This is a genomic window from Nitratireductor sp. GCM10026969, from assembly GCF_042660605.1.
Lineage (GTDB): Bacteria > Pseudomonadota > Alphaproteobacteria > Rhizobiales > Rhizobiaceae > Chelativorans.
The window spans coordinates 1-12,608 of sequence record NZ_JBHSUM010000121.1; the positions used below are offsets into that span (position 1 = coordinate 1).

The following is a 12,608-nucleotide window of genomic DNA, read 5'->3' on the forward strand; positions in this document are numbered from 1 at the left end:
CGGCCTCCTGCGCCTCGAAATAGCGCACTTCACGGCGCAGGCGCTGCTTCTCGAGCAGGAGCGCCTGCATGTGCTCTACGCGCGCCTGCTCGCGCTCGAGCGCCCGCTGCGTCAGATACTGCGCCAGGGGTTCGACATCGAGCTGCAGGTCCGTCGCGCCGGGCAGTCCGTGGACGGCGAAGCGCACCAGCGGCTCGGCCCCGGCGACAGCCTCGACACCCGCCTCATAGGTGACGCCGCCCGTAACCGACACGGTGCGCGCGGCAAAATCCGCCGCCGCCTCCACGCTCATCTGCGCCCCCTCGGTTTCGAGTTGGACCGGCGGGGTGCGCGCCACGCCGTTGGCGACGGTGAAGGCAAACTCCGTCGCGCCTGCCGCGAAACGGCCGGACAGCACCCTCTCCGGCGCGAACGCGGCAACCTGGTCGGCATCGATCTTGGTGCCGATCTCGTCGGCTCGCTCCAGGATCGGCGCCAGCGCCTGCGGATCGACGCCGGCGATCTCGAGCCCCTCGAGCGCCGCCGAACCGGATCCGGAAAGCGACGCCATCATGCCGTTCATGCTCTTTCCGCTGGAGGTCAGGTTGGCGCTGAGGTCGCCGCGTCCGGCAATGCCGGTAAAGGGCAGGAGCGCCGGCAACGACGTGTCATCGAGAGTCAGTTGCGCATTGAAGAGGCCTGTGCCGGCGTTGTTGCGCAACTCCGCCATGCCGCTGATCCGCCCCCCGGCCCAACGCGCCGACAGGTCGGAAACGGCAAGGCCCTCTCCGTCCAGGCGAAGATGCAACGCCGCCGCCTCCGCGGTGGCGAGGTTGCCGAGCCACAGGCGGTCGGCGGCAAGCGCCACATCCGCCGAAAAAGGCGCGGAAACACCGCCGGCAAAGGGCGTTTCGGGCCAGGGACCATCGCCCGTTTGCAGGGCTTCGCTCCCCAGCACCATCTCCGCCGCAAGGCCGAGATCAAGGCCGCCCAACTGCAGCTCTCCGGAAAAATGCGGCCTGCCGTCTCTGATCTGCGCGTCGAGATCGCCGTTGACGACATGGCCGACCACCTCGCCGGAAAGACCGCCGAACCGGGCAACGCCCTCCGCGTAGCGGACATCGGCGGAAAGTGCCGCCGGCAGACCGTATCCGAAGCCCGGCAGCGAGATGCCGGCCGTTGCGAGCCAGGGCTCCAGGTCCTCGGAATCGATCTCCGCCCGCCCGGCCATGGAGAAGCCCTCCTCCGGCAGGGCCGCCTCGCCGCTGAAACGCGCGGTGAGCCCCTCACCCGAAAAGCGCAATTGCGTTTCCATGCCCTCCGACAATGTGCCGGCCGCGGTCAGCTCCGCCTGGGCATCGCCGGCGAGGTCCAAAGGCAGGGCCGGCAGGCCGAAAAGCCCGTAGAGCGGGGAGGCACTGTCGTTCTGCGCCGTCAACTCGGCGATGAAGCGCGCCTCCGCCATCTGCGAGAGCGTACCATTGCCGGAGACGGAGAGGCTGAAGTTCGTGCCGCCGGCGTGCCCCCTCGCACTGACGGCGAGGCCCGCCGAATCGTCGCCATTGTCCGCCGCGCTGGCGACGATATCGACCTCCGCATCCTCAAGGAGACCCGGAAAGTTCGCGGCATTGCGGTTCAACAACCCGAGCAGGCGATTCTCACCGAAGCGTTCAGCGAGCAGACTGACGAGCGGAGCCAGATCCACTGCGACGACGGTCGCGTCGACCTGGCCGGTGGGATCCTCCTCCAGTCCCTCGATCCTGCCCGTGGCGCTGATGCTCGCCTCCGCCAGTCCGCCGATGGTGAGCCGATCGATCTCCAGCGTATCGTCACGCAGGCGCAGGGCGGCGTCGAGCCGCTCGGCGCTCAAGCCTTCCGCCGAGACGGGCCCGGCAGCGATCTCCAGGTCGACGTCATGGTCGGCAAGCCGGTTCCGTCCCTCTTCATCGATGAAGAGCGAGGCGAAGGCATGCATCTCGTTGATATCGAGCCGATCCCCTTCGAGCGAGAAGGAAAGCATGGGACGGGCATCGGCGGGGCTGCGCCGGTCGATGGCGCCGCGAAATCGCGCCTCGCCCAGGATCAGTTCCAGATTGTCGAACTGCTGCCGTTCTTCGGTCAGCGCCACGTCGGCGCTGAACCCTGCCGCCGGCAGGCGCCGGATCGCCGCGTCGACATCGCGCGCCAGCCAGGCGGCAAAGCCCGAGGGTTGCCCGACCGCCAGCACGATGTTGCCGTCGAAGGCCAGCGCCTCGCCGGTGGCGAGCAGGCCCGCCCCCTCGAAGCGGGTCCGGCCGGGAAGCGTGGCGGCGATCTGCTCGATGTTCCAGCCCTGCTCTGCCGGCTCGGCACGGATATGGATGTCGCGGATCGTCGTGTCTCCGGCGACGATGGCCGGCAGGTTGACGGCGACGGTTCCCGGAATGCCGGGCTTCGGCAGATCGGTGATGAATCCGGTGAGCGCCGCCAACCGCTCGTCCGCCGAAAGCCCCGACATGGCGCCGCCGGCGGGATCGCTGTCGCCAAAGCGGATCTGCGCGCCGTCGGCCATGATCGAAAAGGACGGCTCCGCCCCGAGATCGATCAGCGCTTTGCCCTCGGCCGTATAGGGGTCCTCCTCCGGTCCCGTTTCGAAACGGAACTCCTCGAGGTTCAGCCGCTGGTGATCGAGCGCGAAGCGCCCGGAAAGGCGATTGCCGGGACGTTCGCGCTCGGGCTCGGCCTGCGCCGTCTGCGCCTGTGATTCCGGTTCGACCGTGCGCAGCCGGAACGTGCCGGCATAGAGCCCTTCCCCTTGCTGCAAACGGGCGTGCCCGTCGGTCTCAAGTGCCAGCGGATAGTCACGCGGCTCCGCCGACACCCGCACACGCATCGTGCCGTCCTCGCTCACCGCGCCGGTGGAGGCGGACAGCGCCACCGGCAAACCGTCGACGGCGAGCGTGCCCTGCACGCGCCAGGGCCCGGCAAGCGTACGGGCCGAAAGCGTGGTCTCGATATCGTTCAAGGTGACGGTCCGCCCGCTCGCCCGCTGCTGAATGGTCAGCGTGCCGTCGCTCACGGAGACGTGCTCCAGCGTCACCTGCCGCGGATCGAAGGGCGAGGACGGCCGCATGGCCCAGTCGATGCGCCCTTCCGGGCCGATCTCCAGGGTGGCGCTCGGACGCACCAGCCGCATGTCGAAGATCAGAAGCTCGCCGCTCAGGAACGGGGCCAGCTCCGCATCCATGGAAAACTCGTCCACGGTCATGAGGATCTCGCCGGGTTCCTCGCCGGCCACCACCACATCGGTGAAGGTGACGGACGGAAAGGGCAGGATGCGTGCCCGCGCCGTGCCCTCCACCCGCACCTCGCGGCCAAGCACACGCCCGGCTTCGCGCTCGAAATCGTCGCGATAGTTCGTCCAGTCGATGAAATAGGGTGCCACCAGCGCCGCCGTCAGCGCCAGCACCACCAGACCACCGAGAATGACGAAGAGCCGTGCCAGCTTTCACCTCCCTTTCCGCGAGGCAGTCATTGCGAATCCGCTACGGGCGCTGCCCGCAGCGTACCGGGCGCCGGCAAGGACGCAACAGCACGAACGCGTCTTCATGTAACCCCGCCCGGTGGCCTTAAAGTGGCCGCGCGCCGCGCTATTTGCCAGTCATGTCCAGAATTTTTCCCGGATTCATGATTCCCAGGGGATCGAGCGCGCGCTTGATGGTGCGCATCATGTCGACGCCCGCCGCCCCGTGCTCCTCTTCCAGATAGCGCATCTTGCCCTGGCCGATGCCGTGTTCGCCCGTGCAGGTTCCCTCCATGGAAAGCGCCCGCCGGTTGAGACGCCCCACGAAGGCCTCGGCACGGGCGATCTCGTCCCCGTCCTCCATGTCCATCAGCACGGAGACGTGGAAGTTGCCGTCGCCGACATGGCCGACAATTGGCGCCACGAGGCCGGTCTCGGCGATATCAGCTTCCGTTTCCACGATGCATTCCGCGAGCCTGGAGATGGGCACGCAGACATCCGTCGCCAGCGCCTTGGTGCCCGGCCGCAGGACGAAACCGGCCCAGTAGAAGTCGTGCCTGGCCTTCCACAGCTTCTGGCGCTCCTCCGCCGCGCGCGTCCACACGAAGGGACCGCCGGAAAACTCCGCCGCGATCTCGCCGAAAAGCTCCGCCTGCTCGGCGACGCCGGCATCAGTGCCGTGGAATTCGAGGAAAAGGCACGGGCTTTCCGGGTAGTCGAGCTTCGAGTATTCGTTGATGGCGCGCATGCCGAGGGCGTTGACGAGTTCCATGCGGGCGATCGGAATGCCCATCTGGATCGTCATGATCACCGCCTGGCAGGCCGCCTCCACGCTCGGAAACGGGCAGACGCCGCCCGAGATCGCCTGCGGGATGCCGTGCAGGCGCACGGTAAGCGAACAGATCACTCCCAGCGTCCCCTCCGAGCCGATGAGCAGCCGCGTCAGGTCGTATCCGGCCGAGGACTTGCGCGCCCGCCGCGCCGTCGTGACCACCTGGCCGTCGGGCATGACCGCCGTCACCGACAGGACGTTCTCCCGCATCGTCCCGTAGCGCACGGCGTTGGTGCCCGAGGCGCGGGTGGCCGCCATGCCGCCCAGGCTGGCATTGGCGCCCGGGTCGATGGGGAAGAAAAGGCCGGTGTCGCGCAGATAGTGGTTCAGCTCCTCGCGCGTGATGCCGGCCTCGACCGTGCAGTCGAGATCCTCCTGATTGACCGATAGCACCCGGTTCATGCGCGCCATGTCGATCGATAGCCCCCCTGCCGGCGCGTTGACGTGGCCTTCGAGCGAGGAGCCGACGCCGAAGGGGATGACCGGCATCCGGTGTTCGGCGCAGATCTTCACCGCCTCCTGCACCTCCTCCACGCTTTCGGGAAAGAACACCGCATCCGGCGCCTGGGTGGGAATGTAGGTGGTGGTGTGCCCGTGCTGCTCGCGCAGGGCCATGCCCGTCTGAAGCCGCTCGCCGAAACGCGCGGACAATTGCGCCAGGGCCGCCGAAATACCGCCTTCGTCGCGCGCAATGTCAGCATTCGCCGCTGGACCCATGTCTTCTTTCCTCCGCCTGTCAGCCCTCCGCCCTTGTGGTGGAAGGTGCTTTCCGTTTCAATCCCGCCCCGACTCTCCAGCAGATCGTCGCCGCCTGTCCAGTGGTGCCGATTGCGCCGAACATGAGGAAGAACGATGGAGCCGGTTGCCGCACCGCACATGTCCAGCGCCTACGAGATCGAAAAGGACTGGATCGACTATAACGGTCATCTGAACATGGCCTATTACAATGTGCTTTTCGATCGCGCCACCGACGAACTGTGGGTCAAGCTGGGACTGGGCCCGGAATACGCGCGCACGCGCCGGCTGACCACCTATACCGCCGAAATCCACGTCTGCTACGTGCGCGAACTGCATCTCGGCGACCGCGTCACCGCCTCCTGGCAGCTTCTCGACCACGACGAGAAGCGCCTGCACGCATTCCAGGGGCTCTACCATTCCGACGGCTGGCTTGCCGCGACGTGCGAGAGCATTGCCCTCCACGTGGATATGGCCGGCCCGAAGGTCGCCCCCTTCCCGCCCGACGTCATGGAGCGGGTGGAAAAGGTGTGGGCCGCGCACGCCCATCTGCCGCGCCCGGAACGTGCCGGCCGCTCCATCGGCATCCGCCGGCGCAGCTGAGCCCGTGCGCCGCGCGCGGCCGCTTTCCTTTAGCGATCAGAGGCCGGAAGGCCTCTGCACGACCGCTCCTGCCAGTCTCCAGCGCCGGCCAATTGGCAGGAAGGACGACGCCGGCGATATCTCCCCCTCGACGGGGGAGAAAGCAAATTCTTAGGCTTGGCAAATGCCAAGTCTTAGAATTTGCAAGAGAGGGGGTTTCATCACCCCCTGCGTCTCAACACGCCCTCAGCCGTAATGATTGCGGATCACCGACTGTGCGACCTCCTCGCGGTCGATGACGCCGACGATTTCCTCCGGCCGCGGGACACCGCGATTGCCCCTGATCACGATCGCATAGGAACGCTGGCGCCGGCTCATGCGGGTGATCACGTCGTTCAGGTTGCTGCGCTCGGCGGCAATGATGAAGGCGTTGGACGAGATTTCGTCGAGCCGCTCGCCGGCAAGCTTCTCCATGTCGGTGCGCAGCGTGCCCATGCGGATGAATCCGGAGATCCGCTGGCCGTCGGTGACGATCACCTTGCCCGCCTCGACGTCGATTTCCTTCAGCGCCTGCGCCACCGTCATGTCTCCCGGCAGCACGACGAAGTTCTTGCTCATGATCTCGGTGACGGGCTGCACCAGGAACATGTTCGTGGTGCGGTTGGTGGGGATCGGCCGGCCGCGATTGCGCAGCTTGATCGTGTAGATGTCGTTGGCGACGAGCGAGCGCCGGATGCCGATCGACAGGGCTACCGCAAGCACCAGCGGCAGGATGATGTTGTAGTCGCGCGTCATCTCGAAGATCATGACGATCGCCGTCATCACCGCGCTGGTGGCGCCGCCGACCATCGCCCCCATGCCGATCATGGCGAATGTGGGCACGGAGATCTCGGCATGCGGAAAGAGCGCAGCACCGACCGCGCCGATCGCAGCCCCCAGCGTGCATCCCATGAACAGGCAAGGCGAGAAGATCCCGCCAGAGGCCCCCGCGCCCAGGCTGATCGTGGTCGCGAGAAGCTTGCCGACGAAGAGCGCCAGCAGAAGCAGGATGCCCGTCGTGCCGCCGACCAGGATGTCCTGTATGGTCGAATATCCCACGCTGATGACGTGATAGTGCCCGCTCGCCAGGAAGAAGCCGTATCCCATGAGGCCGACGGCGAACATGCCGAGCGCGTTCTGGAGATACGGATTGACGTGGCTTTCTTCGAACCGGTCCTCGACATAGGCGAGCAGCTTGACGAACACATAGGCTGCAACCCCCATCACCACGCCGGTCACTGCGGCAAAGAGGATTTCGTGCAGGTTGACCGGCGATTCCTGGATGCTGCCCAGGGCATGCACCATGAACGCCGTTTCACCGCCCATGATCAGGCGATACGCATAGGTCGCGGTCGCCGTCGCGATGACCACCGGCAGGAAGCTGCGCGGCGAAATTTCCGGCAGCAGGACCTCGCTGGCAAACAGCACCCCGCCAAGCGGCGTGTTGAAGGTCGCGGCAATCCCGGCCCCCGCCCCCGCCGACAGGAGCGTGATCTTCTGCGGACGGACGAGGCCCAAAAGGCGCGCGAAGGTGGATCCGAAGGAGGAGCCGATCTGGATGATCGGCCCCTCGCGGCCGACCGAGGCGCCGGTGCCGATGGAGAGTGCGGAGGCCAATGATTTGACCACCGCCACCACGCCGCGCACGTTCCCGGCGTTATGGTAGATCGCATACATGACTTCCGGCACGCCGTGCCCCTTCGCCTCCGGTGCGAAGGAGCGCACCAGGAAGACGACGATGAGCCCGCCGATCACCGGCACGAAGATGACGAACGCTCCGAGCGGACTGGCGCCGCCGAAAGCGGTCGGATCGTAGTGGACGGAAAAGGTCTGATAGAACGAAAAATTGTATATGACGGCGATCAGATACTTGAAAACGATGGCGCCGGCGGCAGCGACGAGACCGACGACGACCGCCAGCAGCGACAGGACCGGCAGCGACAATTCGCGTTCCGGAGGCTGAACGTCCTCCTCGGCCTGTCGCGATCCGCCGCCACTCGTCTCCCCCTCTTTTCCCTTGGGGACGATGATGGCTCGGGACGACATAAGCTGTTCTTTGCTCAAATGATGTTGACAGGAAAGGCTCGGCTGGATGTGCCCGTTTTATGGGACTCCTGCAGCGGCAACGCAACCGCTTTGCCCTGCGCAACGGCGCAGGGGCGGCAAAATTACCCGGTTACCGAGGCTCGACGGCCATGAACGGTTCCGGGACGGCAACGGACCAACCGCGGTAACCTTCCATTAACCATGCAACCTTTTGCACAGCTTAGCGCACGGGGCTTCCTTGCAGACGGCGCCCCAGGCTTCAGAATTTTCCTCGTCAAGGAACGATTCGCCTGCCGCCGATTTCTAAGAGCGGTAACGGAGGTTGGTGGTGAAGGTCGACGTAAAGCGCATGTCGGAGCGGATTGCCCATGATCGCAGCGTCAGCGATTATGAGGTCTGGCGCGCGCTCAAGGCGGTGAACGACGAGCTTCACGAGATCGAAAGCCAGCGCGACCCCATTCCCATCGACCTGGTTTTTGCCCGCGCCATTCTGCGGCGGGCGCAACAGGCTCGGGGCTGCGCATAACGGGCCCGGGCACAAGCGCCATCACCAATCGACAACGCCTATTGACTTGCCGCAAGGCCGGCGCGGCCTCTTTCTCCCCCTCCTGAGCTTGTCGAAAGGGGCGGGGGAGAAAGCAAATTCTTGGGCTTGGCAAAGCCAGGTCCTTAGAATTTGCAAGTGACGGGGCCCTCGCCGCCTCGCGGAACTCGCCGCTCGAGAACCTCTAGGCGAGATGCTCCTTGAAAAACGCCACCGTGCGCTCCCAGGCGAGCGTCGCCGCCTCCTCGTCGTAGCGTGCCTCGGAGGTGTCGTTGTTGAAGGCGTGGTTCACCCCTTCATACATGTGGATCGTGTAGTCCTTGCCGACCGCCTCCAGCGCGTTGCGGTAATCCTCGATCCCGGCATTGATGCGCTCGTCGAGCCCCGCATAGTGGAGAAGCAGGGGCGCCTCGATGCTCTCCACCTGCTCGGCTTCCGGCTGTGCCCCGTAATAGGCGACGGCGGCGTCGAGCGAGGGCGCGCCGACGGCAAGGCGGTTCACCATGCCGCCGCCCCAGCAGAAGCCGACCGCGCCCACATTGCCGTTTGCATCCTCGTGCTCTTCCAGAAAGGCGATCGTCGCCACGCCGTTTGCCACCGTCTGTTCCCGGTCGAGCTCGCCGAACATCTGCCGCGCCTGGTCTTCGTCGTCCGGCGTGCCGCCGAGCGGCGACAGGAAATCGGGCGCCAGCGCCACGAAGCCCTCCAGCGCCATGCGGCGCGCGACGTCGCGGATATGCGGATTGAGCCCGCGGTTCTCGTGGATGACGATGACCGCCGGCAATTCTCCCTCCCGGTCCGCCGGCCGCGCGATATAGCCCCGCATCTCGCCCTCGCCGCCGGGATAGGTGATGTCTTCGGTCTCCAGCCGTTCATCGTCCTCGGCCACGATCGCCGCGCGGGCGGAACTGGCCGCCAGCATGGGCGCAATCGCCGCCGCCGCTGCGCTGGAGCCGGCGAGCCGCGTCAGCTTCTCCATGAAGCCGCGCCGGTCGAGGGTCAGATGCGTGTATTCGTCATAGGCGTCGATCATCGCCTGGGTGATGGTTGGACGGGTCATGCCCACTCTCCCACTGTTGCTGCATTCGCCTGTTGTTCGGATCGTTGCGCCCCAGGCAAGGATATTGGCATGCAACAGCGGGTCCATTCACGGCTGTTCACTGCTCCGTGATGTCGTCCGGCCGTGGAAGGTTCGACTTCGTTGCGGCTCCGCCTTGGCCGCGCCACGTTGAACCGGTACAAAAGGAAAACGCTTGGCCTTGATGGCCCGAATCACCATATGCGATGCCCGATGTCAGGTTCTCCCGACGATCTGCCGTTCTTCGGCGATGAAGAAGCGCCCAGTCCCGCCCCGCGTGCCGGCGGCATTGCCGCGCGTGCGATGGCGGCACGGCAGAGCCATGCGCCGCGATACCTGGAAGGACTCAATCCCGAGCAGCGCCTTGCGGTGGAGACCACCGAGGGGCCGGTGCTGGTGCTGGCCGGCGCCGGGACCGGCAAGACGCGCGTCCTGACCACACGCATCGCCCACATCCTCGCCACCGGACGCGCCTACCCCTCGCAGATCCTCGCCGTCACTTTCACCAACAAGGCGGCGCGCGAGATGAAGACGCGCATCGGCGTCCTTGTCGGCGAAGCGATCGAAGGCATGCCGTGGCTCGGCACCTTCCATTCGATCGGCGTGAAGCTCCTGCGCCGCCATGCCGAGCTTGCCGGCCTGAAATCCTCCTTCACCATTCTCGACACGGACGACCAGATCCGGCTTTTAAAGCAGCTCATCCAGGCCGAGGGGCTGGACGACAAGCGCTGGCCGGCCCGCCAGTTCGCGCAGATGATCGACGGCTGGAAGAACAAGGGCCTGGGCCCGTCCGATATTCAGGAAGGCGACGCGCGCGCTTTCGCCAACGGCAAGGGCCGCGAGCTTTACCGCGCCTATCAGGAGCGCCTGAAGACGCTCAACGCCGTCGATTTCGGGGACCTGCTCATGCTCCCCATCCGCATCTTCCGGGAGAACCCGGACGTGCTGAGGGAGTACCACGCCAAGTTCAGATACATCCTGGTGGACGAGTACCAGGATACGAACACGGCCCAATACATGTGGCTGCGACTGCTTGCACAGAACCCCGGCGCGAAGCGCGATACGGCCGTGAGCGAAAACAAAGTCAACATCTGTTGCGTCGGCGACGACGACCAGTCGATCTATGGCTGGCGCGGTGCCGAGGTGGACAACATCCTGCGTTTCGAAAAGGACTTCCCCGGCGCCACCGTCGTCCGGCTGGAGCGCAACTATCGCTCGACGGCACATATTCTCGGCGCCGCCTCCCACCTTATCGCCCACAATGAAGGCCGGCTCGGCAAGACGCTGTTCACGGATATCGCCGACCCCGACGATCCCAAGGTCAAGGTTCACGCCGCCTGGGATTCGGAGGAAGAGGCGCGCGCCGTCGGCGAAGAGATCGAGGCGGCCCAGGCCAAGGGCCACGCGCTGAACGACATGGCCATCCTCGTGCGCGCCTCCTTCCAGATGCGCGAGTTCGAGGACCGTTTCGTGACCCTCGGTTTGAACTACCGCGTCATCGGCGGCCCGCGCTTCTACGAGCGGATGGAGATCCGCGACGCGCTCGCCTATTTCCGCGTCGTAGCGCAGAGCGCCGATGACCTCGCCTTCGAGCGCATCGTCAACGTACCCAAGCGCGGCTTGGGCGAAGCGGCGGTGCGCCAGATCCACGATGTCGCACGCATGCGCGGCGTGCCCCTCCTGCAGGCCGCGCGCGATCTCGCCGGCACGGAGGAGATGAAGCCGAAGCCGCGCGCCTCGCTGCGCAATCTGGTGGAAAGCTTCGAGCGCTGGCAGGGCATGCTGGAGCGCACCCCGCATACGGAGCTGGCCGAAACGATCCTGGAAGAGTCCGGCTACACCGAGATGTGGAAGAACGACCGCTCGGCGGAGGCGGCGGGCCGGCTGGAAAACCTCAAGGAGCTCATCCGCTCCATGGAGGAATATGAAAGCCTGCGCGGCTTCCTGGAACACGTGGCGCTGGTGATGGACGCCGAGCGCGACGAGGAACTTGATGCCGTCAGCATCATGACGCTGCACTCGGCCAAGGGGCTGGAGTTCGAGACGGTGTTCCTGCCCGGCTGGGAGGAAGGCCTGTTTCCCCACCAGCGCGCGCTCGACGAGGGCGGGCGCTCGGGGCTGGAGGAGGAGCGGCGGCTGGCCTATGTCGGCCTGACACGGGCCAAGAAGAACCTGCATCTGTGGTTCACCTCGAACCGCCGCATCCACGGGCTCTGGCAGTCCACCCTCCCCTCGCGTTTCCTCGACGAGCTTCCCGAGGCGCATGTGGACGTGGCCGAGGATGGCTCTGCCTATGGCGGCTACGGCCGGCAGCCGGGCCGGCCCAACCCCTACGGCCCCTCACGCTTCGACGAGCCGGCGGAAGTGTTTTCCAGTCCCTATTCAACGCCCGGCTGGCAGCGCGCGCAGAGGAACCGCACCGATGCCACCGCACGCAACTGGGGCACGCGCTCCGGCCACCAGGTCGAGCGCATCGGCTACGGCGAAACCGATTCGGGCTATGGCGCCGGCCGTGGCTCGGTGAAGGACCGGACCATCGAGGGCGAGCTCGTCGCCAAATCCGTTTCCGACAGCCCCTCCGCCTTCAAGGTGGGCGACCGTGTTTTCCACCTGAAGTTCGGCAACGGCAACATTGCCTCGATCGATGGCAACAAACTCACGATCGACTTCGACAAGGCAGGGCAGAAACGCGTGCTGGAAAGCTTCGTCGAGCGGGTTTAGCTCAACACACCGCCCGAAGATCGGAACGGTATTGCGGACCTGCCGACGGTCGTAATGGCCGATGGCGGCCTATCGAAGTTCCGGCACGGACCCTCGGGTCAAACCCGAGGAGATGTCGCCGCAACTCTCAACATCGGCTATCAGCGGACAACATCCCGCCATCATCATCCCCGGGCGTGACCCGAGGCCATGCCGGAATGATGCCGCCCGCCAGGCGGTCAGATCAAGGAACCTTCGTGCGTCTAACTGGCACGAGCCGCCGTCAGCAATGCCCGCAATCGATCCGGATCGACCACGGGCATTACGGATTACTTGAAGTAAACGTATTTTCCTTCCTCGTTTTTCTCGCGCTTTAGATCACCCTTGCTTGCATAGCGCGACAACGGGCCGGAAAAAGCGTTCGATTTGTATCGAACGCCCGTTTCATCCTCGCATTTCTTGACGACGTCGCCGATCGTTCTTTTCTGATTGAAAAAATTACCATGGACCAGCTTGGAGAGAGCTGCAACGGCGCCGCTCGCGCTTGGCGCGGCGCTGCGCGTGCGCGGCG

General features: G+C 65.6%; 7 protein-coding genes and 1 pseudogene. 3 read left to right on the forward strand and 5 right to left on the reverse strand.

All coding sequences use genetic code 11. The annotated features are described in order from the left end of the window. Together ACFP9U_RS19010 and ACFP9U_RS19015 are read right to left on the reverse strand one after the other, a co-directional pair. Positions 1 to 3,427, reverse strand: a 3,427-nt coding sequence (locus ACFP9U_RS19010; protein WP_378623871.1) for an AsmA-like C-terminal region-containing protein, incomplete at its 3' end; no start/stop codon positions are given. A 181-nt stretch (positions 3,428 to 3,608) separates the two neighbouring features. Further along, positions 3,609 to 5,030 carry an FAD-binding oxidoreductase gene (locus ACFP9U_RS19015; protein ID WP_378623873.1) on the reverse strand — a complete coding sequence of 474 codons (1,422 nt, stop codon included), beginning with the start codon at positions 5,028 to 5,030 and terminating at the stop codon, positions 3,609 to 3,611. Positions 5,031 to 5,165: 135 nt separating this feature from the next. Between ACFP9U_RS19015 and ACFP9U_RS19020 the strand changes: the two genes are divergently transcribed. After that, positions 5,166 to 5,651, forward strand: coding sequence for a thioesterase family protein (locus tag ACFP9U_RS19020; protein ID WP_378623874.1), 486 nt, complete (start codon positions 5,166 to 5,168; stop codon positions 5,649 to 5,651). A gap of 225 nt (positions 5,652 to 5,876) precedes the next feature. Here the strand turns inward: ACFP9U_RS19020 and ACFP9U_RS19025 are convergent, their stop codons facing one another. Next, positions 5,877 to 7,715, reverse strand: coding sequence for a chloride channel protein (locus ACFP9U_RS19025; RefSeq protein ID WP_378623876.1), 1,839 nt, complete (start codon positions 7,713 to 7,715; stop codon positions 5,877 to 5,879). A 328-nt stretch (positions 7,716 to 8,043) separates the two neighbouring features. On the opposite strand from ACFP9U_RS19025, the gene ACFP9U_RS19030 reads away from it, so the two are divergent. Further along, positions 8,044 to 8,241, forward strand: coding sequence for a hypothetical protein (locus tag ACFP9U_RS19030; protein WP_378623877.1), 198 nt, complete (start codon positions 8,044 to 8,046; stop codon positions 8,239 to 8,241). A 202-nt stretch (positions 8,242 to 8,443) separates the two neighbouring features. Here ACFP9U_RS19030 and ACFP9U_RS19035 read toward each other — a convergent pair whose 3' ends face one another. Then, the gene (locus ACFP9U_RS19035) at positions 8,444 to 9,319 is read right to left on the reverse strand and encodes a dienelactone hydrolase family protein (protein ID WP_378623879.1); all 876 of its coding nucleotides are present in this window, start codon (positions 9,317 to 9,319) and stop codon (positions 8,444 to 8,446) included. A gap of 231 nt (positions 9,320 to 9,550) precedes the next feature. Here ACFP9U_RS19035 and ACFP9U_RS19040 point away from each other — a divergent pair, with 231 nt between their 5' ends. Continuing rightward, positions 9,551 to 12,058, forward strand: coding sequence for an ATP-dependent helicase (locus ACFP9U_RS19040; protein ID WP_378623881.1), 2,508 nt, complete (start codon positions 9,551 to 9,553; stop codon positions 12,056 to 12,058). A 308-nt stretch (positions 12,059 to 12,366) separates the two neighbouring features. Here ACFP9U_RS19040 and ACFP9U_RS19045 read toward each other — a convergent pair. Then, positions 12,367 to 12,608 (reverse strand): annotated as a pseudogene (locus ACFP9U_RS19045) (hypothetical protein); the annotation flags it as partial.